Source organism: Bacteroides sp. OM05-10AA (genome assembly GCF_003439055.1).
Classification (GTDB): Bacteria; Bacteroidota; Bacteroidia; order Bacteroidales; family Bacteroidaceae; genus Bacteroides; species Bacteroides intestinigallinarum.
The window spans coordinates 106,244-130,708 of record NZ_QSUR01000021.1; the positions used below are offsets into that span (position 1 = coordinate 106,244).

A 24,465-nucleotide genomic window follows, 5' to 3' on the forward strand; every position below is an offset into this window, starting at 1 on the left:
TAGATTATTCTTTGCAAAATTAGTCTTTTTAGACAATTTAACTCCCTTTTTTCACAAAAATACATCCAAAAAGGGTTTTTATTTGTTGTTAATAATGTGTAACTTCGCACGGTGAGAATTAATACGACAATTTTATAACTTTATAATATATTGCCTATGATATTTACAGCAGAAAACACCCTACTTATCGGTTCTATCTTACTTTTCGTCAGCATCGTTGTTGGAAAAACCGGATACCGCTTTGGAGTACCTACCTTATTATTGTTCCTCGTAGTAGGAATGTTGTTTGGAAGTGACGGCCTCGGCCTGCAATTCCACGACGCGAAAGACGCCCAATTTATCGGTATGGTGGCCCTTAGTATTATCCTTTTCTCGGGAGGTATGGATACGAAATTCAGAGAAATCAAACCTATTCTAGGTCCCGGTATCGTGCTTTCCACTGTCGGAGTACTACTTACAGCTCTTTTCACCGGACTCTTTATCTGGTGGATATCAGGTATGAGCTGGTCGAATATTTATTTACCTATCACTACTTCCCTGCTTTTGGCCTCCACCATGTCGTCTACGGACTCGGCTTCGGTGTTCGCCATTCTCCGTTCACAGAAGATGAACTTGAAACATAACCTTCGTCCCATGCTGGAACTGGAGAGCGGAAGTAATGACCCGATGGCCTATATGCTGACCATTGTCCTGATACAATTCATTCAATCTGCAGGTATGGGAGTCGGAGCTATCGTGGGGTCTTTCGTCATCCAGTTTATCGTCGGTGCAGCCGCCGGATATGTACTTGGAAAGCTGGCCATCCGCATGTTGAATAAGCTCAACATTGATAATCAGGCCTTGTATCCCATCTTATTACTTGCATTTGTATTTTTCACGTTCTCCATCACCGACTTACTGAAAGGTAACGGATACCTTGCCGTATACATCGCCGGTATCATGGTAGGAAACAATAAAATCATGCATCGTAAAGACATCTACACCTTTATGGACGGACTGACCTGGTTATTCCAAATCATCATGTTCCTTTGTCTGGGATTGCTTGTCAACCCGCACGAAATGCTCGAAGTAGCTGCCGTGGCATTGTTGATTGGTGTTTTCATGATTATTATCGGGCGCCCGTTAAGCGTGTTCCTTTGTCTGCTTCCATTCCGGAAAATCACGATGAAATCACGTATTTTCGTATCCTGGGTAGGATTACGCGGTGCAGTTCCTATCATCTTTGCTACCTATCCGGTAGTGGCGGGCGTAGAAGGTTCGAACCTCATTTTCAACATTGTATTCTTTATTACCATTGTCTCATTGGTCGTACAGGGAACAACCATTTCTTTCGTCGCCCGGATTTTGAATCTTTCCAAACCGCTGGAAAAAACCGGTAACGACTTCGGAGTGGAACTTCCGGAAGAAATTGACTCTGACCTTAGTGACATGACTATCACCAAAAGTATGCTGGAAGAAGCAGACACATTGAAAGATATGAATCTCCCGAAAGGCACGCTGGTAATGATCGTGAAGCGCGGAGATGAGTTCCTGATTCCCAACGGAACGCTGAAACTGCACGAAGGAGATAAACTGTTACTTATTTCCGAAAAATCCAAAGAAGAAGATACTGATTCAGAATAACATCAGAAAAGAGTTATTCAGCACACTATAACTGATTCGTCTCCACGCATGGAACCTCTTGCCTTGGCAAGGCATTCGTTTCATCTTCATGCGTGGAGACGAAATGTTTTATATAGGCCAATGAACTAGTTCTAAGGAAGAAACACGAATGACCTTTATCCGGCTGGTAAAATTGTTCGCTCCCCCTCCGTTAATTAACCGTAAAACTTGAATTTAAAATTCGGTTTACATCTACGAAGTATTAATTTTGCGCAGTTTTAAACTAAATGTGCAAAAATCGAATGGAACAAGAACATCAGTTCATTGATTATATTGAGCAAAGCATCATCAAAAACTGGGACAAAGATGCCTTAACTGACTATAAAGGAATTACCCTCCAATATAAGGATGTAGCGCGTAAAATCGCTAAATTTCACATCGTCTTGGAAAGTGCCGGCATCCAGCCGGGAGATAAAATAGCCGTTTGCGGACGTAACAGTGCTCACTGGGCAGTTACTTTCTTGGCGACTATCACTTACGGGGCTGTTATTGTTCCCATCTTGCATGAATTCAAGGCAGATAATATTCATAATATCGTCAACCATTCCGAAGCCAAATTACTTTTCGTCGGCGACCAGGCATGGGAGAACCTGAATGAAGATGCCATGCCTTTGTTAGAGGGCATTGCTTCGCTGGCTGATTTCTCGGCATTAGTGTCCCGGAACGAAAAACTGACTTACGCTTTTGAACACCGGAACGCTATTTACGGCCAACAGTATCCCAAGAACTTTCGACCGGAACATATTTGTTACCGGAAAGATCGACCGGAAGAACTGGCTATCATCAATTATACTTCCGGTACCACAGGTTACTCTAAAGGAGTGATGCTCCCCTATCGCAGTCTTTGGTCGAACGTGGCTTATTGCTTCGAAATGCTGCCCGTTAAACCGGGAGACCATATCGTTTCCATGTTGCCTATGGGACACGTGTTCGGTATGGTATATGATTTCCTTTACGGATTCTCTGCAGGTGCACACATCTATTTCCTGACGCGTATGCCGTCTCCGAAAATCATTTCCCAATCTTTCTCCGAAATCAAACCCAAAGTGATTTCTTGTGTACCGTTGATTGTGGAAAAGATTATCAAGAAAGATATTCTTCCTAAAGTAGACAGCAAAATCGGCAAGTTATTGCTGAAAGTGCCTATTGTGAATGATAAAATCAAATCATTGGCACGACAGGCTGCCATGGAAATCTTCGGTGGAAACTTTGACGAGATCATTATCGGAGGTGCTCCTTTCAATGCGGAAGTAGAAGCTTTCCTTAAAAAGATAGGGTTCCCCTACACCATCGCTTACGGTATGACGGAATGTGGTCCGATTATTTGTTCCAGTCGTTGGGAAACACTGAAACTTGCTTCCTGCGGAAAGGCAACCAGCCGGATGGAAGTCCGCATCGACTCACCGGATCCGAAAACGCATGCCGGAGAAATCGTATGCAGAGGAATGAATATGATGCTGGGGTATTATAAAAATCCGGAAGCTACGGCACAAATTATTGATGCTAACGGTTGGCTGCATACCGGCGACCTCGGTACGTTGGATGAAGAGGGTTATGTGACAGTCCGCGGACGTAGCAAGAACCTGCTTCTCACCTCTAGCGGACAGAATATCTATCCCGAAGAAATTGAAAGCAAGCTGAACAACATGCCGTATGTTTCGGAGTCACTGATCGTCTTACAACACGAAAAACTGGTAGCCCTGATCTACCCGGATTTCGACGATGCTTTCGCTCATGGATTGCAGCAGACGGATATTCAGAAAGTAATGGAGCAAAACCGTATCGAATTGAATCAACAGCTTCCTAACTATTCTCAAATAAGCAAGATTAAAATCCATTTTGAAGAATTTGAAAAGACTGCGAAAAAGTCAATCAAGCGCTTTATGTATCAGGAAGCAAAGGGATAAACAAATATTTAAACGCAGATTAACGCGGATTATCGCAGATTTTAAAAGATAAATTAATTTGCGATAATCCGCGTTAATCTGCGTTTAAATATAATCTATTAATTAAGTGTCATAAATGAAATAGCCTGTCCGCCTCCGGCAGCCATTCGTATGTTCAACGTATTTTCAGAAGTAACCGTTTGTTCCGTTATCTGGTAATCCGTAGGATTTGATTTCCAATCCGCATTCTCTCCATCCGCATAGATGACAGCTTTATACTGTTTGCCCGGTTCCAGGAAATCCAGTTTTATTTCCAGTGTACGGGGTTTCTCGTTCGTTGCCGCTCCCAAGAAATAGTTGCCTTTTGCTTTACGCACGATGGCTACAAATTCCCCCGGTTCTCCTGCCAATGCTTTCGATTCGTCACAATCCGGATCAAAATCGCGGAAGAACTGGAAAGCCGGATGGCCTTCATAATTTTCAATCATATCAGATGCCATCTGCAAGGGAGAATACAAAATCACCCAGTTAGCAAGCTGTTTCGCCAATGTTGTATTCACACGGCTGTTTCCTTTATCCTGATCGTTCCATTTCTGGCGACGGGGAGAATCTTTGGTATTCAGAAACAAAATATCAAACGTACCCGGTGTATAATCCAGCGGACCGGACAGCATACGGGTGAACGGCAACATGACATGATGAGACGGAGGATTTCCTTCGCTCCATGCATTCCATTCCATCCCTCTCACTCCTTCACGTGTCATCATATTAGGCCATGTACGACGGATACCGGTATCTTTAATAGGTTCGTGCGCATCCAGCGTCATCTTGTGACGGGCAGCTGTTTCCACCACTTTCTGATAGTGGTTGACTCCATATTGGCTGTGATGAAGATAACCATTCGGGAAAGCTCCCGCATATCCTGTCTTCAGGACATGGATACCGTGGTCTGTGTACCATTGCATAGCATGATCCATCTGGCGCTCATAATTGGGAATATTCCCTCCGGTCTCGTGATGGCCGATAACTTCAACTCCTTTTTCCTTTGCATAACGAACCACTTCATCAATGTCAAAGTCAGCATACGGTTTCGTAAAGTCAAAGTTTTGCATACCACCCCAGCTTTCCCAGCCTTCATTCCAACCTTCAAACAAAACGCCTTCAATCTGATTGGCAGCGGCAAAATCAATGTATTTCTTGGCATTGACAGTAGTGGCTCCATGACGTTCATCCATCTTCCAGGTTTCTACGCCGAGATGCATTCCCCACCATACACCTACATATTTCATCGGACGAATCCAATCGGTCGTTTCTATTTTACTTGGTTCATTCAGATTTAAAATCATAGCCGAATTAATCAGACTAACGGCATCCGGAACAATCTGAATAGTACGCCAGGAAGTAGTGAAATGATTACCTTTACGCACTTTCACACCATCAGGCCATGGAGCAAGTTCAGCTTTCAACGTATAGTTTCCTGCCTGCTTCAAAGTCATTTCCGAAAAATCGTACAATGCCGCTTCATGAATACTTCCGTAGACACCATCGGCAGTTTTAAAGGTGAAAGGAGTATTGGCTGTCTCCACCTCGGAAATGGGACGTTGCGCATAAAGCAATTCATAAGTTTCGGCGCTGGCAGGAATAGACCATGATGTACCGTCCTGACGAAAATGGAAAGTTGTCAGTTCATCCGTAATCAATAGGGAATCTGCTGCGGGCACATTATATTCATAACGGAACCCTACCCCATCATCAAACACACGGAAACGAAGCGTTAACTCCACCTGATCTTTATTGACCAGATTTACTGCCATCTCATTATAATGATTCCTATTGGTTTTATTTTCACCCCATGGTTGAGTCCATGTTTCATCTTTACTGTCGAAAGTCGTGTTTTTTATCTGAAATCCTCCGCCCAGGTCGATACCGTTTTTCTCCGTAAATCCCAAAGTCGAATTTTCAATCAACAATGAGTCACCTACTAAAACGTTATACAACGGTTTGCCGTTGTCGTCTACTGTTAAAGCCATTTTGATATGACCGTCCGGCGATTTCACTTCTGTTTTCGGACTGCTACACCCGTAACATCCCAGCACACACAGAAAAGCTCCAATGACATAATTTATTTTCATAGCATATCTATTGTTTGTATATAGTACAACTCAAAAAGAAGAAACACTTAAATGTAGGGCGGATTTCTTTCTCCGGATGCCGGGAAAAAAGTATCTTTGCACATAAACAATCTGAATTATGGCAAAGATACTATTGGTTGAAGATGAAATTAACATCGCCTCTTTCATCGAACGGGGACTCAAAGAATTCGGGCATTCGGTAACCGTCTGCCATGACGGGAATACGGGTTGGAAAATCCTTCAGGACGAACCTTTCGACCTTTTAATACTGGACATTATCATGCCTAAAATAAATGGTTTGGAGCTTTGCCGACTTTATCGCCAAATGTTCGGGTATCAAATCCCGGTAATCATGCTGACAGCTTTAGGAACAACCGAAGACATCGTCAAAGGACTGGATGCGGGAGCAGATGATTATCTCGTCAAACCTTTTAGTTTCCAAGAACTGGAAGCACGCATCAAAGCCCTGTTGAGACGCAACAAAGAAGTCCCTTCCAATCTATTGACATGCGATAACCTGGTATTGGACTGCAATACTCGAAAAGCCAAAAGGGGGGACATAGACATCGACCTTACCGTTAAAGAATACCGCCTGCTCGAATATTTCATGACTCATCAAGGGGTTGCCCTCTCACGTATCACCCTGCTCAAAGATGTATGGGACAAGAATTTTGATACCAATACCAACATCGTAGATGTTTACGTAAACTATCTCCGGGTAAAGATTGATCGTGACTTTGATAAAAAGCTGATCCATACAGTCGTAGGATTAGGATATATCATGAATACTTAAACTCCCAAGCACACCGGCTATGAAAATAGGTTCTAAAATAGCTCTCTTCTATACATTAATCAGTGTACTGACCACTGTCATCATCATTGCTGTATTTTATATTTTCAGTACGCAGTACATCAATAAACTTTATGCTTCTTACCTGCGTGAAAAAGCCTACCTGACCGCACAGAAGCATTGGGAAAAAGATGAAGTAGACGAACAGAGCTACCAGATTATCCAGCGCAAATATGACGAACTCCTGCCCGAAGCCCATGAGATTCTTTTAAATATGGACAGTCTCTCCGAAGTGCGTGATACGCTGAATAAATACCTCACGCAACACCAGCAGGCTCTTCTGCTGGCAGGACAGGACAGCATCCCTTTCTCCTTCAAATATAAGGATCAACTGGGAGCCGCCCTTTATTATCCGGATAATGAAGGAAACTTTATCGTACTTGTCATGTCCCGGAATGCCTACGGAACAGAAATCAAGGAACACTTATTATTGCTTTCCATATTTCTCATCTTAGCCAGTTCCGTTCTGATCTTTTTTATCGGGAAAATATATTCCGGTCGTATTCTGGTTCCCCTGCAACACATACTAAAGGAATTGAAAAGAATACGTGCCAACAGTCTGAACCGCCGATTAAAGACCACTGGCAATAATGACGAGCTGGAGGACATGATAAAGACATTAAACAGTATGCTCGACCGTCTGGACAGTGCATTCAAGGCAGAAAAATCATTTGTCAGTCACGCTTCACATGAGTTGAACAATCCGATTACTGCCATTCAGGGAGAATGTGAAATCAGTCTGCTGAAAGAAAGAAGCACGGGAGAATACATTGAATCCCTTCAACGAATTTCTTCGGAAAGCAAACGGTTATCCAATCTGATCCGGCATCTTCTTTTTCTTTCACGACAAGAAGAAGAACTCCTGAAAAACAATATTGAAGAGATTATTCTGGCCGATATATTAAAAGAGTTGACAGCTTCCGATGAGAGAATCCATCTTCATTTGGAAGAGACAGACCGGCAGATGACTGTAAAAGCCAATCCGTATCTGTTGAAGATAGCATTAAAGAATATAATAGATAATGCCTGCAAATACTCCGATAAAGAGGTAAATGTGACTCTCTACTGGGAGCAACAACAAGTCATTCTTGATATAGAAGACCGGGGAATCGGTATTCCGCAAGAAGAAATAGAACACATATTCCAGTCTTTCTATCGGGGCAGTAATACCCGGGACTATGCCGGACAAGGTATCGGACTTAGCCTAACCCTGAAAATCATCTCCGCTTATCACGCAAAGTTGGATATATTTTCAGAAATAGAAAAAGGAACAAAAGTACGGGTGATTTTTTAATTCACCCTTCTTTTATTCCTTTCTCCCTCTACCTACTGAAAACCTACAAATTTAATCTATGAGAGTTTTTTTCACAGAATAGAAATGAACTAAATACGTCTTTGCAATAACTTTCCATTTTTATCATATAACATTCGTTCATATACCACTTCCACAATGAGAGGAAAGACAAACAGAGCAAAGAAAGTCGCTCCTATCAATCCACCGATAATGACAATCGCCAACGGACGTTGTGATTCCGAACCAATTCCATGACTCATGGCAGCGGGCATCAAACCGATAGCTGCCATTGCCGCTGTCATAATCACAGGGCGGATACGCGAGCGCACTCCTTCCTTAGTGGCTTTCTCCAAGGGCGAACCGAGTTTTAGATTCGCCTTTATATCGGAAATCATAATCACCCCATTCTGAATACAAATACCAAACAAGGCAATAAAACCGATACCGGCAGAAATGGAGAAGTTGAACTGCGTTATCAGAAGAGCCACAATACCACCCACGGCGGCAAACGGTACATTCAACAATACCAGTCCCGCATCCCGCGCATTAGAGAATAGGATAAACAGGATGATAAAGATGATAGCAATACTGATAGGGACAACTTGTGCCAGACGTTTCGTTGCACGTTGCTGGTTCTCAAAATCGCCCGTCCATTTCAGCGAATAGCCTGCCGGCAGATGTACGGAAGCATTCACCTTTTTCTGCGCCTCGGCAACTGCCGTACCCATATCACGACCTCTCACCGAGAATTTCACCGCACAGAAACGAGCGTGATTATCACGGAATATCAATAACGGTCCCGTAATCGTCGTTATATCTGCCAATTCTTTGATAGGAACCATCGTTCCATCCATCGCCGGAACCAATATCTTACCTATCTCCTCTTCATTCTGGCGGAATTGCTCGCTGTATCTTACCATGATGTTGAACTTCCGCTCATCCTCATACAACAGTGAAGCCGATTTTCCGCCAATAGCCATTTCGATAATCGATTGCACATCTTCCTTAGCAACCCCATAACGCGCCAACTGGCGTTCATTCAACTCTATACGAAGCTCCGGCTGACCGATGTTCCGAATCACCCCCAAGTCTTCAATTCCCTGAACCGTACTAAGAATCTTATCTATCTGAACCGCATATTTCTCCGACTCATACAAGTCTTTACCAAACACTTTCACCGCAATAGATCCTTTCACACCGGAAGCAGCTTCCTCCACATTATCGGTAATCGGTTGTGAGAAATTGAAGTCAATACCGGGATAAATGGATAAATCATCCTGCATCTTATCAATCAATTCCAGTTTTGTCAACTTGCTCTCCCATTCCTTTTCGGGATAAATATCAACGTGGAATTCGATATTATAGAATCCGGTAGCATCTGTACCGTCATTCGGTCGTCCGGTTTGCGACAGCACTTGCCGCACTTCCGGAAACGTTAATAGTTTCTTTCTCATTTTATTGGCAAGAGTCACCGATTCATCCAACGAAATACTCTGTGGCAAAGTAGCACGAATATAGATAGATCCCTCATTCAACTTCGGAAGGAACTCCGTACCCAGGAAAGAGAAAAGCCATAATCCGACACCTGCTATTACGGTTGCCATTCCGATGGTCAGCTTTCTGTGCGCATAGAATAAATCAAAAAGAGCCGAACACTTTGCATTGATAAAATGGACAAAGCGGTTGTTTTTCTCACGGACATTCTTCTTCAGTAACATGGAAGACATCACCGGAACCAATGTCAATGTAAAGATTAGAGCTCCCAACAGTGCAAAGCCCAACGTGTATGCCAAAGGAGAGAACATCTTTCCTTCTACCTTCTGGAAAGAGAAGATAGGAATCAATGCAGTGATGATAATCAATTTGGAGAAGAAAACCGCTTTCGCCTTGTCTTTTGCCGTGTGACGGATCAGTCCCATTTTAGACATCACATTAAAAGCAGGCATCCCCACTTCCCTCGCTTTCTTGTCCAAAGCCACAAACACTCCTTCCACCATCACCACGGCCCCGTCAATAATAATACCGAAGTCTATGGCTCCCATAGAAAGCAGATTGGCGGACATTCCCATCACCCGTAAACAGATAAATGCGAACAAAAGGGCTAATGGGATAACGACAGCAACAATCACGGTAGTCCGCCAATCTGCCATAAAGATCAATACAATAAACGTAACCAATAATATTCCTTCAATCAGGTTATGCGTCACAGTCTTTACCGCCAGATTCACCAAGTCCTCCCGGTCATAGAATGCCACTATCTTCACATCTTTCGGAAGCACATTCTGATTCAAGTCTTCTATTTTATCTTTCAGGTTTGCAATCACCTCACCCGGATTCTCTCCTTTCCGCATGACTACAATCCCCTGTACAACATCATTTTCATCCATTCGGCCCACTTGTCCCAGACGAGGCAGACAGGATTCGTGTACATCGGCAAGATTCTTCACTAGAATCGGAGTGCCATTGATGTTTTTCACTACGATATTTCTCAATTCATCCAGATCGTTAATCAAACCGATTCCACGAACCACATAAGCTTGCGAACTTTTAGTGATGACATCTCCTCCTACATTGATATTACTTTTAGCTATCGCATCATATAGTTCCAAAGAGGTAATGCCATAATTAATCAACTGGTGAGGATTCACACTTACCTCAAACGTCTTCACCTCCCCGCCGAAGCTCACAATATCCGCTACGCCGGACACCGAACGGAGATTACGTTCAATCACCCAATCCTGAATCGTTTTCAGTTCCCGCACACTGCGCTTGTCACTACGAAGCGTATAACGGAATATTTCTCCCGTCGGTCCATACAGAGGTTGTACTTCCGGAGTTACCCCGTCCGGAAGGTCGGCATCATTCAATAAATTATATACCTGTTGACGTGCGGTGAAATCATCGACACGATCTTCAAACATTACATTGATGACAGAAAGCCCGAAAAGAGTGGTGGAACGAATATCCGTTTTCTTCTGAACGGGATTCATCGCAATCTCAACAGGAATGGTGATAAACTTCTCTACCTCTTCGGCACTACGCCCCGGCCATTGCGTGATAATCGTCACTTTCGTATTCGTCACATCCGGGAAAGCATCTATCGGAGTATGTTTAAAGGAAACAGCTCCGGCTATAACGGCAATCGCTGTACAGAAGAAAATAAAGAATTTATTCTTCAGCGAGAAAGCCACTATATTATCTATGAATTTGTGCATACTATTTTCTGTTTTTAATCTGCATTCAACGCATTATATACCAACAATACATTATTATTCAGCACTCTGTCTCCCTCGGAAAGTCCAGAACGGATATAGCACTCCTTGCTCAACTGCTTGTACACATCCACCTCTTTCACCTGCAAACGCTGATCCGGCTCCACCACAACTACATAATTCTTTCCTCCTTCAAATACCAGTGCATGAGCATCGATACGAGGCATGGAAGTTCCATCCGCTTTACATTTCACACTTACATTCGTAAACATCCCCGGTTTCAACAAATACTCTTCATTCTTCAATTTGATGCGGACATTCATCGTTTTACTTTCACTATTCAACAAATGATACACCTTATCAATCGTACCGGCAAACATCTTATCCGGATAAGCCAACGTAGAAATGCGTACGGAAGCACCTTCGGAAACCTTACTGATATCGCTTTCATACACATCCGCCATCACCCATACGTCTGACAACCCCGAAATCGTGAACAGTTCTTCACTCTGATCCGGACGCAACTGCATATCCCTGCTGATTTGTTTCTCCACAATAAACCCCGAAACAGGAGATTTCAGCTGATAATAAGCATTTCCGGAGAAATTATAAATAGAGAAAACATCCTTTATTCTTCTTTCTTCGGCTTCGGCACTTGTCAACTCCTGCTTCGCCTGAAGTACATCCTTATCCGAAGCCATGCCGGAAGCATACATATCCTGCGTGGCATCCATATTTCTGCGTGCCAGCAATAATTGTTGTTCCGCCTCTTTCAATTGCTTTTCATAATCTGCCACTTCTCCACTGCGGATGACTGCCAATACCTCTCCCTTACGAACAAAGTCTCCTATTTCAGCCTTCAGTTCTGTTACCGTACCTCCAAACATCGGATATACATGTGCCACCTGATTCTCATTAAAAGTGACCCGCCCGTTCAATGTCAGTTCGTCAATCACCTCTTGAACGTGAACCGTATCGACAGATACAATTCTCAACAAGCTATCTGTCAGGCATAAGGCAGTCGGTTCAACATTCGTTTGTTCTCCTTTACCGGAGCATGCTCCCAATACGGTAGTAAGCAATATGCAAGGAAGGAATTTATTCCAGTTCATAGTCTTTGATAATTTATGAATATTAGTAGTTCAATATAGTTTGTCCGATAGTTGTATTCAGGTTTTCCATCGCCAGGAAAACATCTTTCTTTATTTCATGTAGCTGAATACAAGTTTCTTTATAGCTGTCATAGTAATCGATAAACTCCAACAAGCTGATATTTCGTTTCTTAAAGTTCTCATTCACTCCTGCTATCAGTTTTTCGAAGTTACGTTCCAGTTCCATATTGGTAGATTGATAAAGCTGAACAGCTTTATCCAACGAAGCATAAGCGGTATAAAGCTCCATATCCGCACGGTTAGCCGCATTTTCCTGTTCCGCTCCTGCCTGCTGGATACTAAAACGGGCAGCTTTCACATTTCCCTGGTTGCGGTTGAAAATAGGTACTGACAGGCTCACTCCTATTGCAAAATAATTATTGATAAAGTTTCCGGCACGGTCATAACTACCATTCACCGAAAATTCCGGAAATGCCATTGATTTCTGCAATTTCAGATTTGCACGGGAAGCACTGACCGTACTCCGGGCAATTTTGAGATCCGGCCGTTCATTCACCATCGCTTTCAAGTCGGCGAACGATAGTTGAGACAAATCCAATTGCTTCAACACCTCTTCATCCAGTGATAACTCAACCATCGTGTCTCCCGGAAGATTTAACAAGACATTAAGTTCCCCTCTAAGGGTTAACAACTCGTTTTCCCGTTCATTCTTCTCTTTCTTCAAAGAGAACAGCATAGATTCCAGACGGGACATTTCCATCAATGAAATATTTCCTTTCTCCTGTTGCAGTTTCATTCCGGCAAGTAACTCTTGCAGAGAATTCACTTCCTTCTCATAAATGGATATGGATTTCGAGAGAAAATAGACTTGTACAAACTTCTCATTCAGCTCCTGACGAAGTGTTCTCATCACCTCTTCAAACTGATATTCTGCTATTTCTTTATTGATTTTCTCCAGTTTCACCTGCTTATTCCGTTGTCCGGCAAGACGAATTACCTGTTCAATCCCCACAACCATTTCGCCCTCCTTGCCAAAATCAAAATACTTTCCGTTCAGGCGGTTATAAACATTCTGTTCTAACGAGATTACCGGATTCTCAAATAATTTGGCTTGCAGCACTTGTGCCTGTGCCATATCAATGTTGTACCGTTCGGCTATCAGCGATAAGTTACGTTCCAGAAAACGTTGTTCCGCCTCTTTCAGCGTTAATGCTCCTGTGGTAGCCTGTTGCGCGCATATTCCTCCTGTCAGCAGAAGAAAAAAAGAAATTAGAAATACTCTGTTCATTACTATATTTATCTTTATTACCTTATTGTAGTTGTCGCGGCAAAATTACAATTCTATAGCCGGAGAGACGGGAAAAAGCCATTATAAGCCTCTCATATCAGATTAGAATTTGATTAGAAAATAGCCATAAAGGAAGAATTGTAAACACAACAGGAAAAATGGCTATCCTTCTTTTATCACAGTTCCCCTATCTTTGCAGTAGAGAAAATGAAATGAACCATTAAAAATAGAATATATGAAAATAATAGATTTAACCAAAGATAGTTTTGTAGAGAAGGTAGCTGATTATCAATCTTATCCTGATAACTGGAACTTCAAAGGGAATAAACCTTGCCTGGTCGATTTTCATGCCCCGTGGTGCGTCTATTGCAAAGCGTTATCGCCTATATTAGACCAACTGGCTAAAGAATACGAAGGGAAATTAGATATTTATAAAGTAGACGTCGATCAGGAACCGGAATTGGAAAGTGCATTTAAAATCCGCACCATTCCCAACCTGTTACTTTGCCCGCTGAACGGCAAACCGACAATGAAGTTAGGTACAATGAATAAAAACCAATTGAAAGAACTGATAGAAAGCAGTTTGCTTTCAGAATAGAAATACATAAAAGTCCGGAAAGCTTCTGATGATGATAAACCACCGGGCTCTTAATATCATACAGAACATTTGCTTTTACAATAGGGAGTATGTCAAAACGCAGATTAACGCAAATTATTGCAGAAATAATTTTATAAGTCGTTGATTAATAAATCAATATAAATGAAATAATCTGCGATAATTTGCGTTAATCTGCGTTTTATTATTCATTATGCCCCTCCTTTTTGGGAATTATTTCAACTATTCTTTATGCAACAGAATATCAGTTCCCGGAACAATCTTTCCCATCGACCATACACATCGTACATTCAGTTCCTTATCAAGAATCACAATATCAGCATCCTTTCCCTTTGCCAACGCCCCTTTCCGGTCACTCACTCCTATTAAACGGGCAGGAGTTTCAGAAGCCATACGCACGGCATCTTCCAAAGGTATATTTGCTTTCTTCACCATGGTGCGAACCAATACATCCATCGTAGCCAGGCTACCGGCCAATGCAGAATGATCTGCCATCTTACATACGCCGTCCTCTATGATATAGCGAGGATCAATCGGTTCATTCCCTTCATAAGCAGCATAAGCCAAAGCATCGGTAACGAGGCACGTATTCTCTACACCTTTCAACTTATAAACCAATTTTAGAATCGTGGCAGGCAAGTGAATACCATCTGCAATCACTTCCACTGTCATCCCATCCGTCAAATATACGCTCTCCACCGTACCCTCATATTTATACTCACGACGTTTATGGAAACCCGGCATCGCATTATAAAAATGGGCAGCATGAGAGAAGCCCACTGCATACGCAGCCTTGATTTCATCATATTCGGCTTCCGTATGTGTTACGGCAGTCATAATTCCTTTCGAACGGGTGTACTTTGCAAAATCATGTGCACCGTGCAGTTCAGGACTGATGTCCCAACGTCTGATACAAGAGGTATGCTCCAATAAAGGAATATATTCGTTTTCATCCGGAGTTTTCAGAAAACCGTCATACTGGGTTCCCGCCATCTTCGGATTCAGGTAAGGACCTTCGATATGCAGGCCAAGAACAGGAGAGTCCTTCTCTTTCATCAGGTTTTCACAGACATCGACTGCCTGGTAGATTCTTTCGAACGAGGTAGATGATAATGTAGGAAATATCCCGGTAGCACCATGTTTCAGATGTGCAGTAGTTGCCGTGCGGAATGCTTCTTCCGTTGCTTCCGTATAATCATGTCCGCCACCTCCATGTGTATGCATACTTACAAATCCAGGCACAATCGTCATCCCTCTGGCATCAATAACCGTTGCACCGATAACCGCCAAATCACTATTGGTCACCTCTAATATTTTTCCATCACAAATCAATACGGAACCATCTTTCAACCAGCCTTGCGGGGTCAATATTCTTCCATTTATTATTTGAGTCAACATAGTTTTCGTTATTTATTAGATTTAAAACAGTTTATTGGTGCCTTCCACCAGTTCTCCCATCGCCCATACAGCTCCCACATTCAAGTCTCTGTCTAAAGCAATTATATCGGCATCCTTGCCACGCTCCAGCGTTCCTTTACGGTCGAGTACTCCCATAATCCGGGCAGGAGTTTCGGAGGCCATTCTCACGGCATCCTCCAAAGGTATTTCCGCCTTCTGCACCATGGTACGAATCAGTCGATCCATCGTTGCAATACTTCCCGCCAGTGCTGAATGGTCTGCCAGCTTACATACTCCGTCCTCGATAATCACACGCGGATCAAAAGCCACCTGACTATCACTGGCCGCACAAGCCAATGCATCCGTTATCAGACAAGTGCGTTCCACTCCTTTTATCTTGTATACAAGGCGCAAGATTGTTGGAGGCACATGAATACCGTCTGCCACCACTTCCACTGTCATATCATCAATCAGATAAATACTTTCTACCGTACCTTCATACTTGTACTCTTTCCGTTTATGGAATCCCGGCATTGCATTATAAAAATGAGTGGCATGCGTATATCCCGCCTCATAGGCTGTCTGTATATCCTCAAATTCTGCCTGGGTATGTCCTACCGAAGCCAACACCCCTTTCGCTGTGATATATTTACCAAATTGCATGGCTCCGGGAAGTTCCGGTGCGGCATCCCAACGTTTGATACAATGAGTTTCTTCCAGCAACGGAATATATTCTTCGGGATCGGGATCTTTGATATTTTCGGGAATCTGTCCACCTGCCATCGCCATATTGAAATAATGTCCTTCCAGATGAAGTCCGAGCACAGGGCTATTAGGCTCCGCCATCATTTTCTCTGTAGTTTCCGCGGCTGCACGGATCATTGGAATGGTAGAAGAAGAAAGAGTAGGAAAAATACTGGTAGTGCCATGCTGCATATGAGCTTTGATTGCTGTCTGGAAAGCCTCTTCGGTGCCTTCCATAAAGTCTCTTCCACCGCCACCGTGAACATGGATTTCTACACCTCCCGGAACAATATACATTCCTTTGGCATCAATCAGTTTGGCTCCGATAATTGCAAGGTCACAATTAGTTACTTCCAGAATTTTATTGTCACGAATAAGAACTGACCCATCCTTCAACCAGCCTTGCGGGGTGAGGATGCGTGCATTAATGATCTGTGTTAACATATCACAAATAGTTAAATTAATTAAAGGTCTGTGTGAATCAATGACGCTCTTTTTTGGGGGGAGTACATTGATTTTTTCGTTTGCAAAATTACGCTTTTCCGTTCAATCTATCGATACAATCGTCCGGTAAACTTCCAATATTATACAAAAAAAGGTTGCCAATCTTATCGACTGACAACCTCATCTTATATGGAGCGGAAAACGAGACTCGAACTCGCGACCCTAACCTTGGCAAGGTTATGCTCTACCAACTGAGCTATTTCCGCAAACTAAATTTCGTCATTCAGAAATCTGAAAGATTGGTGCCCAGAACAGGACTCGAACCTGCATGCCTCTCGACACACGCACCTGAAACGTGCGCGTCTACCAATTCCGCCACCTGGGCAAAACTTAGTTCCATTATTTCAAAGAAACAAGAGCGGAAAACGAGACTCGAAATCGCGACCCTAACCTTGGCAAGGTTATGCTCTACCAACTGAGCTATTTCCGCATTTCACTTTCATAAACTGTGAAGAGGAGGAGACTCGAACTCCCACAACATTTCTGTCACTACCACCTCAAAGTAGCGCGTCTACCAATTCCGCCACCTCTCCATAATTTTAAAGTTTAACCTTTGTGCCCAGAACAGGACTCGAACCTGCATGCCTCTCGACACACGCACCTGAAACGTGCGCGTCTACCAATTCCGCCACCTGGGCAAAGATTATTGTTCCAACATTTCAAAGAAACATGAGCGGAAAACGAGACTCGAACTCGCGACCCTAACCTTGGCAAGGTTATGCTCTACCAACTGAGCTATTTCCGCATTTTTTCGTTTGCGGTTGCAAAGGTAGGGATTTTCCGTAAACATGCAAACATTCTGCCTACTTTTTTCACAGAAATCTGTTCACTTTGCACCTACCGCAAAACAATCATTTTGATTATCAACTCATTCGGTCACGATAATCTTCATAAGAAAATTGCTTGTATATTTCAGCTTTCCCCTCTTTTGTCCAGATGGCAATGGCAGGATGATGAATTCCGTTAAACATATTTGTCTTGACCATCGTATAATGAATCATATCTTCGAACACGATACGCTCTCCGATTTGCAACTCGTGATCGAAGCTCCACAGTCCCATATAATCACCGCTCAAACAGGAATTTCCTCCGAGACGATAAATATATTTTCCTTCATTTCCCATCTCTGCACCACGCACGGCAGGTTGGTATGGCATTTCCAGACAATCCGGCATGTGGCAAGTGAAACTAACATTCAAAATAGCCGTCTTGATACCACGACTTTCCACAATATCCACCACTTCGGAAGTCAGCACTCCCGTCTGCCAGGTAAAGGCCGAACCGGGTTCCAGGATAATGCGCAAATGAGGATAGCGTGCTTTTAATCCTTGCAACAGTCTTATCAAATGTTCGGTATCATAGTCCTTACGAGTCATCAGGTGTCCACCACCCAGGTTCAACCATTTAATCTGTGAAAACCAATGGGCAAATTTAGCTTCAAGATGTTCCAATGTACGTTCCAGCTCATAAGAAGAAGATTCACAGTGACAATGACAATGAAAGCCTTCAATACCTTGCGGTAATGCTTCGGGCAGCAAATCGGCTGTTATCCCAAAACGTGTGCCGGGTGCACATGGATTATAAAGTTCGGTTTCCACTTCCGAATATTCAGGATTTACGCGGATACCACAAGAGATGCCACTTCCTTCTGCAACCACCATCGGATAGAAGCGTTCAAACTGCTGCATTGAGTTGAATGTGATATGACTGCTGCAACGCATGATTTCCGGGAAATCCTGTTCCGTATAAGCAGGAGAATATGTATGCGCCTTGCTGCCGAACTCTTCCAATGCCAAACGGGCTTCATACACCGAACTTGCCGTAGAATGATCTATATATTCACGGAATATGGGGAAAGAGCGCCACATGGCAAATGACTTGAAAGCAAGAATGATCTCCACTCCCGCCCTGTCGGCCACGCTTTTTATCAAACACAGGTTCTTTCTTAAAAGCTCTTCTTCCATGATGTAACAAGGAGAAGGGAACTGATTAAAATCTATCATATACAAATTATTATCTAAAATAACGCCTTACGAACGTGGATGCAAAAATACAAATTCAAAAGCAAAGAGGGATTGTTTTATTTTTAATTAAGATATTGGTTTTCGCGAACTTTTTCTTATTTTTACACCTTTATAATCTATAAGTAGTTATATCATCCTAAATACCTGATTGAATATGAATAAAGATTTAAGAAAAGTAGTGATCCTGCTGGCACATCCAAACATGAAAGGATCTCAAGCAAACAAAGCATTAATTGATGCCGTTGGTGACATTGAAGGAGTAGCCGTATTCAACCTTTACGAATTATCGCCTGACATCGCTTTCAATGTAGACGAATGGAGTAAAATCATCTCTGATGCCTCTGCTGTGATCTATCAGTTTCCTTTCTATTGGATGTCTGCACCGTCATTACTAAAGAAATGGCAGGATGAAGTCTTTACTTTCCTATCCAAGACTCCGGCAGTCGCCGGTAAACCGCTGACAGTGGTAACAACTACCGGATCTGAATTCGATGCTTACCGCAGCGGAGGAAGGAATGGTTTCACTACGGACGAACTTTTACGCCCTTATCAGGGCAGTGCTATCCATTCAGGTATGGTGTGGCAGACTCCTATCGTTGTTTATGGAATGGGAACAGCGGATGCGGGAAAGAATATCGCTGAAGGAGCAAATACATACAGACAGCGGGTAGAGATGCTGGTCAATAGCAGTAACGCCGGAAATAATTGGTAAGACTATGAAAAGCGTAGCTTTATCTAATCTAAAGCTACGCTTTACAGATGCTAAAGCATAGCTTTAGGTATGGTTTTAGGTATAGTCTTATTCGGTATGAAAGCAACTTCTCCAACCTAGTTTTATCTCCGGAATTTGTTATCTTTAATCGGCAAGTTTAAAACTTACGGGAATAGCATATTTAACCTTCACCGGTTTATCCATCTGTGTCCCCGGTTTCCACTTCGGCATAAGCCTGATAACACGGATAGCTTCTTTATCCAAATAAGGATCAATGCTTTTGAGAATAGTCAGATTGGTTACAGAGCCATTCTTATCAACCACAACTCCTACAATCACCCTCCCCTGTATGCCATTTTTGCGGGCTATTTCCGGATACTGAATATTCTTCTTAATGAAATCAAGCATAGCGCGTACACCTCCTGGAAATTCCGGCATGACCTCCACCATATCATAAACCGGTTCTTCCACCTGTTCCCCAACCGTCTGATGAGTGTTGTCCTGCTTCATTGTCAACAATCCTTCGGGTAAAGGCGTTCTTTTTGCCTCTTTCCATTCCTTCTCATTGTCTGACAATCTAAATTCAGCCATCATCAAGACAGGTTTCCTGTTGATGGTCACCTCGTAAAAATAACGGTAACGTCCGGCTTTATTCGGATGCACATCCGGATAAAGCGAAGCCCTCATCTCCCGTTCTCCCTTATCCTGTATAACATAAGCTATGCTAACAAAAGCGGTATTCATAGGCAATTCCCGCCAGATCCCCTTTTCATCTTCAAAAGTAACATAATAACGTTCTCCACATTCTATTGTTCCACCGCTGTAGTTATTGAGAATGAATGTTACCTGTTCTGCAGCTGTAGAATAAACCGGATATTCGGGACGGATATAAATACCGTTTATATGGTTCACACCCACTTTTTGATTGATAATCGGCTCTGTCACACCACTAAATTGAAAAGCAGGCGAGTCCATAATCTTCTCCCGGAATTCTTTTTGTTTTTCGGGAGTATTCACAATCAGACGGATTTCTATATATCGCAATCCTACACCATATCCCGTTACATTCCTTTTTATATTCTCATATCCCGACTCTTCCATTTTCTTATTTAACTCCTTCTGGATAGCGAGCAACTGGGTTTGCGAGTAATTACTACCACCCATAAGTTCCAGCCTGAAATTCTTACTTCCGGAAGCCTTTTCCAATATCTGCCGTGCTTTGACTGTATCTCCTGTGACCTGAAAAACAAGAGTAGCTTTATCAAAATAGATACCTTCAATAAAGTCGGGGCAGTTGGGAGTTTCCAAAGACAACCCGGCTATATGAGGTTCATTACCATAAACCTTACCCAGTGTATCCAATATTTCCATACCCTCCGACTGGTCATAGAACTGTTCTGTACTGTCATTTTCAGTTTTGCATGTTTCTACATGGTTTGTCTTGTTCATCCTACAGGATGAAAACAAACACAACAATAAGATAAAATAAAATTTATTCATTATCTTTTTCCTCCTGTTTTTCAGGTTTTTATCATTTACCAACAAAGATAATAATATTACGATTTCATGATACTAATAGATGCCCTAATAATTATAGATCATGACAGAAATAATATTATTGCAGAAAAAGTGAGTCAGCACTGCTTATGAAAAGAAAAAGATACTCCGTAAAAGAGTGACGCTATCCCACCAACATAGTGACGGTATATGCTTAGGATAGCGTCACTATTCCAAGCATATACCGTCACTATGTTTAAACCGGATATTCGGGCTGTTATTTCTAGTTTCCGCGCTGTGTAGGCAGGGTAAATTCTTGCGAATCACAAATCACTCCATTCTCGTCCGCCACTGCGACACGGAATGTCACTTCACCGTCTTTCAATTTTTCACCTGCGTGAATGGAAGCGGTATAACGGATGCCTTCACCCGGAAGAATCTCCTCCACCATCACGGAAGGAGAAATGCCGAGATGCTTCACCTTCCCCACCGTTTCTACCACAGGAACTACATTATAAACAGGATTTCTCCCTTCATTCATAATCTCAAAAATTATCTTGCTATTTTCTCCCGCATCAATCACATGACTGCGATTATCATCTATAAAACGGATCTTGCGCAACTTCAGTTGAGAAATAGGCTGCTGCACCGGCTGCTTCTTATATTTTTGCACACGGACTTCCCTCACTTCAGGAATATACGCATCTTCCTCTATTTGCTCTTGTCTCGGCGCCGTCAACGCGTTTCCAATAGCCGCACCGGCAATGGTTCCCACAATATTCCCAATAGCAGAACCACGGTAACCGCCTCTCCAGCCATGATTATTATCTCCGATAAGTCCGCCTATCGAACTTCCCAGACTACCTCCGATAGAAGCACCTGCCATGATAGCTCCCGGATTTCCCATACGCCCCGACGCACATCCACTCAAAATCAAAGCGGAAAGCAAAATTACTGTTAGTTGTTTCTTCATGAGTCTCTCTATTTAGTGTTATTATTTATTCTACCACTTTAAAACGAGCGAAACGTAATAATAGTTGTTTGTCTCCCGCATTTTTAAAATGAATAGTTGCTTTCGCATTGTCTCCCGTTCCTTCTACTTTAATCACTTCACCCAATCCGAAACGTTCGTGCTCTATCATCTGTCCGACCTGTACTCCTGCTACCGATGCCGAAGTGGAAGAGGTTGCCTGTACACCGTTACTTGGGCTAACAGTACTAACTTTCTTCAAATTTCTCGGTACGCTGGGAGCAATGATCTGTGCTTTCGGACGTTCACGCTGTTCGGAAGATGTACTTCCGAAAGGGGCACGCGACGGAGAAGCTGAACGGGTGAATCCTCCTTCAATCTCTCTACGGAAACGTCCTGCACCTTCATCGACAGCCCGGCTCACTCCTGCCTCATGCGGCAGTTGCAAGTAATGAACATCGATATCACGCAAGAAACGACTGGGGCTTCCAAATTCCATCTTTCCATAACGGAAACGGGTTTTGGCAAAAGACAGATAACAATGTTCCTCCGCACGAGTAATAGCTACATAGAACAAACGACGTTCTTCTTCCAGTGCCCGGGGAGAATCTCCTACCATCCCACTGGGAAACAGGTTTTCTTCCAGACCAACCACAAATACATTCTTAAACTCCAATCCTTTAGCCGAATGAACTGTCATCAACGTTATCTTTTCCCCATCATCCGCCTTGTCGGAATCCTGATCGGTAAGCAATGCAATCTCCGAAAGGAAATCGGTAAGAGACACATTCGGGTTACCCTCCTCCTGCCGCAAAGCGCAGAAGTCATTCATTCCATTCACCAACTCTTCTATATTTTCCTTACGGCTTAGGTTCTCGGGGGATGTGTCCTGGCAGACATCGTTGATAATGCCGGACTGACGGATGATATTCGTTCCTATTTCATAAGCGTTCTTATCTGCCTGATCGACAATGAAACCTTCTATCAATTCACGAAAGCCTTGCAGTTTTGCATGCGTTCCTTTATTTATATCCAGTCCGTAACTCAATGGTTCACAGAGTGCCGCCCAAAGACTTACACCATGATCGGTAGCCGCCGATATAATCTTCCCGACTGTCGTATCTCCAATACCACGAGCCGGATAATTAATGATTCGCTTGAATGCTTCTTCATCATTCGGATTCACTACCAAACGGAAATAAGCAATCACATCTTTTATCTCTTTTCGCTGGTAGAACGAAAGTCCTCCGTAAATCTTATAAGGTATACTTCGTTTCCGAAGAGCCTCTTCAAAAATACGGCTTTGTGCATTCGTACGATACAGGATGGCAAAATCAGCATATCCGTAGCGATACTCCCGTCGTAGCTCTGCAATCTTATTAGCTACAATATCTCCCTCTTCCACATCGCTATACGCCTGAAATACACCGATAGGTTCCCCCTTTTCTTTCTCCGAAAACACGGCTTTCCGTATCTGACGTTCATTCTTCTCAATCAGGCTGTTGGCAGCACAAACAATGGTTTGTGTGGAACGGTAATTCTGCTCCAGTTTAAAGACTTTCGTATTGGGGTAGATTTTTGTAAAATAGAGAATATTGTCAATATCCGCCCCACGGAAAGAATAGATACTTTGCGCATCGTCTCCCACGACACAGACCCGTTGATTTTCTTTAGTCAGTTGCAAGACAATGCTATGCTGCGCATAATTCGTATCCTGATACTCATCTACCAGCACATAACGGAACTGATCCCGGTAGCGTGCCAACACTTCCGGAAAGTCACGGAATAAAATATAGGTGTACACCAGTAAATCATCGAAATCCATTGCACCTGCCTGACGACATCTGTCCCAATAACGGGTATAGATATCACGGATAGCAGGCATCTTGGCAGCCATATCTCCTTCGTAAGCCTCTTTATTGGCAGCATACCCCGTGGGAGTGACCAGATGATTCTTGGCATTGGAGATACGTGCTTGTACCGCTCCCGGTTTATAAGTTTTCTCGTCCAATCCCATCTCTTTAATAATGGAACGAAGCAGACTCTTACTATCAGCCGTATCATAGATGGTGAACTGGGAAGTGAACCCGATAAATGTTGCTTCGGCACGAAGAATCCGTGAGAAGATGGAATGGAAAGTCCCCATCCACAAATAACGTGCCCGTTCCATACCTACCTGACGGGCAATACGCTCTTTCATCTCGCGCGCCGCCTTATTCGTAAAGGTCAGTGCAAGGATATTCCACGGATTGTAGCCGTTCTCCTGTTCCAGCAAGTAAGCGATTTTATAAGTCAATACGCGCGTCTTCCCCGAACCTGCACCGGCTATCACCAGCGAAGGACCGTCATTATAAGTCACTGCAGCACACTGACTCTCGTTCAATTCATCTATATAATTGGTATTCATAACAGCATTATAAAAACAATGTGGATTTTTAACAAACCCTTGGCATTCAAATTTGTTCTCAATACAAAAGTATAATATTCATTCGAGAATGAAGGTATTTTTATGAATTTTCGGTTCTTCGTCAAATTTGGTGGTACTTCTTCTATTGTGAATAAAT

16 protein-coding genes and 6 tRNA genes are annotated in these 24,465 nt (G+C 42.9%); 6 read left to right on the forward strand and 16 right to left on the reverse strand.

Features of this window, described 5'->3' with window-relative positions; genetic code table 11:
* Positions 1-156 precede the first annotated feature (156 nt).
* Both DXB58_RS16865 and DXB58_RS16870 read left to right on the forward strand, forming a co-directional pair.
* Positions 157-1,623, forward strand: a complete 1,467-nt coding sequence (locus DXB58_RS16865) for a potassium/proton antiporter (protein ID WP_122137621.1) — start codon at positions 157-159, stop codon at positions 1,621-1,623.
* A gap of 281 nt (positions 1,624-1,904) precedes the next feature.
* Complete coding sequence (locus DXB58_RS16870) at positions 1,905-3,569, forward strand: long-chain fatty acid--CoA ligase (protein ID WP_004295728.1); 1,665 nt, start codon at positions 1,905-1,907, stop codon at positions 3,567-3,569.
* 98 nt (positions 3,570-3,667) lie between these two features.
* Here the strand turns inward: DXB58_RS16870 and DXB58_RS16875 are convergent, their stop codons facing one another.
* Complete coding sequence (locus tag DXB58_RS16875) at positions 3,668-5,680, reverse strand: glycoside hydrolase family 97 protein (protein ID WP_122137622.1); 2,013 nt, start codon at positions 5,678-5,680, stop codon at positions 3,668-3,670.
* Positions 5,681-5,798: 118 nt separating this feature from the next.
* On the opposite strand from DXB58_RS16875, the gene DXB58_RS16880 reads away from it, so the two are divergent.
* The gene (locus DXB58_RS16880; protein ID WP_117935667.1) at positions 5,799-6,473 is read left to right on the forward strand and encodes a response regulator transcription factor; all 675 of its coding nucleotides are present in this window, start codon (positions 5,799-5,801) and stop codon (positions 6,471-6,473) included.
* A gap of 19 nt (positions 6,474-6,492) precedes the next feature.
* Positions 6,493-7,824 carry a HAMP domain-containing sensor histidine kinase gene (locus tag DXB58_RS16885; RefSeq protein ID WP_122137623.1) on the forward strand — a complete coding sequence of 444 codons (1,332 nt, stop codon included), beginning with the start codon at positions 6,493-6,495 and terminating at the stop codon, positions 7,822-7,824.
* Between the two features lie 89 nt (positions 7,825-7,913).
* On the opposite strand, the gene DXB58_RS16890 is transcribed toward DXB58_RS16885, so the two are convergent.
* The 3 genes from DXB58_RS16890 to DXB58_RS16900 are packed head-to-tail and all read right to left on the reverse strand — an operon-like array spanning position 7,914 to position 13,436.
* Positions 7,914-11,039 carry an efflux RND transporter permease subunit gene (locus DXB58_RS16890; RefSeq protein ID WP_122137624.1) on the reverse strand — a complete coding sequence of 1,042 codons (3,126 nt, stop codon included), beginning with the start codon at positions 11,037-11,039 and terminating at the stop codon, positions 7,914-7,916.
* Positions 11,040-11,053: 14 nt separating this feature from the next.
* Positions 11,054-12,148 (reverse strand): efflux RND transporter periplasmic adaptor subunit, encoded by a 1,095-nt coding sequence (locus DXB58_RS16895; protein ID WP_122137625.1) that lies wholly within the window; start codon positions 12,146-12,148, stop codon positions 11,054-11,056.
* A 22-nt stretch (positions 12,149-12,170) separates the two neighbouring features.
* Positions 12,171-13,436 (reverse strand): TolC family protein, encoded by a 1,266-nt coding sequence (locus tag DXB58_RS16900; RefSeq protein ID WP_122137626.1) that lies wholly within the window; start codon positions 13,434-13,436, stop codon positions 12,171-12,173.
* A gap of 235 nt (positions 13,437-13,671) precedes the next feature.
* On the opposite strand from DXB58_RS16900, the gene DXB58_RS16905 reads away from it, so the two are divergent.
* A complete protein-coding gene (locus tag DXB58_RS16905) occupies positions 13,672-14,034 on the forward strand; it encodes a co-chaperone YbbN (protein WP_004310042.1) in 363 nt (120 codons plus the stop codon).
* A 240-nt stretch (positions 14,035-14,274) separates the two neighbouring features.
* Here the strand turns inward: DXB58_RS16905 and nagA (DXB58_RS16910) are convergent, their stop codons facing one another.
* The 9 genes from nagA (DXB58_RS16910) to nspC all read right to left on the reverse strand — a co-directional run bounded on the left by nagA (DXB58_RS16910) (position 14,275) and on the right by nspC (position 18,701).
* The gene (nagA, locus tag DXB58_RS16910) at positions 14,275-15,450 is read right to left on the reverse strand and encodes an N-acetylglucosamine-6-phosphate deacetylase (protein ID WP_122137627.1); all 1,176 of its coding nucleotides are present in this window, start codon (positions 15,448-15,450) and stop codon (positions 14,275-14,277) included.
* Between the two features lie 21 nt (positions 15,451-15,471).
* Complete coding sequence (gene nagA, locus DXB58_RS16915; protein ID WP_122137628.1) at positions 15,472-16,638, reverse strand: N-acetylglucosamine-6-phosphate deacetylase; 1,167 nt, start codon at positions 16,636-16,638, stop codon at positions 15,472-15,474.
* Between the two features lie 190 nt (positions 16,639-16,828).
* Positions 16,829-16,904: transfer RNA gene (locus DXB58_RS16920), tRNA-Gly, on the reverse strand.
* Positions 16,905-16,938: 34 nt separating this feature from the next.
* Positions 16,939-17,023 (reverse strand) — tRNA-Leu (locus DXB58_RS16925).
* 32 nt (positions 17,024-17,055) lie between these two features.
* Positions 17,056-17,128: transfer RNA gene (locus DXB58_RS16930), tRNA-Gly, on the reverse strand.
* 19 nt (positions 17,129-17,147) lie between these two features.
* A tRNA-Leu gene (locus tag DXB58_RS16935) sits at positions 17,148-17,231 on the reverse strand.
* A gap of 23 nt (positions 17,232-17,254) precedes the next feature.
* Positions 17,255-17,336: transfer RNA gene (locus DXB58_RS16940), tRNA-Leu, on the reverse strand.
* Positions 17,337-17,370: 34 nt separating this feature from the next.
* A tRNA-Gly gene (locus tag DXB58_RS16945) sits at positions 17,371-17,443 on the reverse strand.
* Positions 17,444-17,561: 118 nt separating this feature from the next.
* Entirely contained in the window at positions 17,562-18,701 is a 1,140-nt protein-coding gene (gene nspC / locus DXB58_RS16950) for a carboxynorspermidine decarboxylase (protein ID WP_122137629.1), read from the reverse strand.
* Between the two features lie 175 nt (positions 18,702-18,876).
* Between nspC and DXB58_RS16955 the strand changes: the two genes are divergently transcribed.
* A complete protein-coding gene (locus tag DXB58_RS16955) occupies positions 18,877-19,434 on the forward strand; it encodes an NAD(P)H-dependent oxidoreductase (RefSeq protein ID WP_117935681.1) in 558 nt (185 codons plus the stop codon).
* A 144-nt stretch (positions 19,435-19,578) separates the two neighbouring features.
* Here the strand turns inward: DXB58_RS16955 and DXB58_RS16960 are convergent, their stop codons facing one another.
* The 3 genes from DXB58_RS16960 to DXB58_RS16970 form a co-directional block, all read right to left on the reverse strand.
* Positions 19,579-20,934 carry an energy transducer TonB gene (locus DXB58_RS16960; protein ID WP_122137630.1) on the reverse strand — a complete coding sequence of 452 codons (1,356 nt, stop codon included), beginning with the start codon at positions 20,932-20,934 and terminating at the stop codon, positions 19,579-19,581.
* A gap of 280 nt (positions 20,935-21,214) precedes the next feature.
* On the reverse strand, positions 21,215-21,904 hold the full coding sequence (locus DXB58_RS16965) for a hypothetical protein (RefSeq protein WP_004295713.1): 690 nt from the start codon (positions 21,902-21,904) through the stop codon (positions 21,215-21,217).
* A gap of 25 nt (positions 21,905-21,929) precedes the next feature.
* A complete protein-coding gene (locus tag DXB58_RS16970) occupies positions 21,930-24,308 on the reverse strand; it encodes an ATP-dependent helicase (RefSeq protein ID WP_117935685.1) in 2,379 nt (792 codons plus the stop codon).
* Positions 24,309-24,465 lie beyond the last annotated feature (157 nt).

Bases quoted from the DNA above. Each gene is read 5' to 3' on its own strand.
- DXB58_RS16970 (WP_117935685.1), bottom strand. From the start codon at position 24,308: ATGAATACCAATTATATAGATGAATTGAACGAGAGTCAGTGTGCTGCA.
- DXB58_RS16865 (WP_122137621.1), top strand. From the start codon at position 157: ATGATATTTACAGCAGAAAACACCCTACTTATCGGTTCTATCTTACTT.
- DXB58_RS16880 (WP_117935667.1), top strand. From the start codon at position 5,799: ATGGCAAAGATACTATTGGTTGAAGATGAAATTAACATCGCCTCTTTC.
- nspC (WP_122137629.1), bottom strand. From the start codon at position 18,701: ATGATAGATTTTAATCAGTTCCCTTCTCCTTGTTACATCATGGAAGAA.
- DXB58_RS16875 (WP_122137622.1), bottom strand. From the start codon at position 5,680: ATGAAAATAAATTATGTCATTGGAGCTTTTCTGTGTGTGCTGGGATGT.
- DXB58_RS16870 (WP_004295728.1), top strand. From the start codon at position 1,905: ATGGAACAAGAACATCAGTTCATTGATTATATTGAGCAAAGCATCATC.
- DXB58_RS16955 (WP_117935681.1), top strand. From the start codon at position 18,877: ATGAATAAAGATTTAAGAAAAGTAGTGATCCTGCTGGCACATCCAAAC.
- DXB58_RS16965 (WP_004295713.1), bottom strand. From the start codon at position 21,904: ATGAAGAAACAACTAACAGTAATTTTGCTTTCCGCTTTGATTTTGAGT.
- DXB58_RS16885 (WP_122137623.1), top strand. From the start codon at position 6,493: ATGAAAATAGGTTCTAAAATAGCTCTCTTCTATACATTAATCAGTGTA.
- DXB58_RS16905 (WP_004310042.1), top strand. From the start codon at position 13,672: ATGAAAATAATAGATTTAACCAAAGATAGTTTTGTAGAGAAGGTAGCT.
- DXB58_RS16900 (WP_122137626.1), bottom strand. From the start codon at position 13,436: ATGAACAGAGTATTTCTAATTTCTTTTTTTCTTCTGCTGACAGGAGGA.
- DXB58_RS16960 (WP_122137630.1), bottom strand. From the start codon at position 20,934: ATGAATAAATTTTATTTTATCTTATTGTTGTGTTTGTTTTCATCCTGT.
- nagA (WP_122137627.1), bottom strand. From the start codon at position 15,450: ATGTTGACTCAAATAATAAATGGAAGAATATTGACCCCGCAAGGCTGG.
- nagA (WP_122137628.1), bottom strand. From the start codon at position 16,638: ATGTTAACACAGATCATTAATGCACGCATCCTCACCCCGCAAGGCTGG.
- DXB58_RS16890 (WP_122137624.1), bottom strand. From the start codon at position 11,039: ATGCACAAATTCATAGATAATATAGTGGCTTTCTCGCTGAAGAATAAA.
- DXB58_RS16895 (WP_122137625.1), bottom strand. From the start codon at position 12,148: ATGAACTGGAATAAATTCCTTCCTTGCATATTGCTTACTACCGTATTG.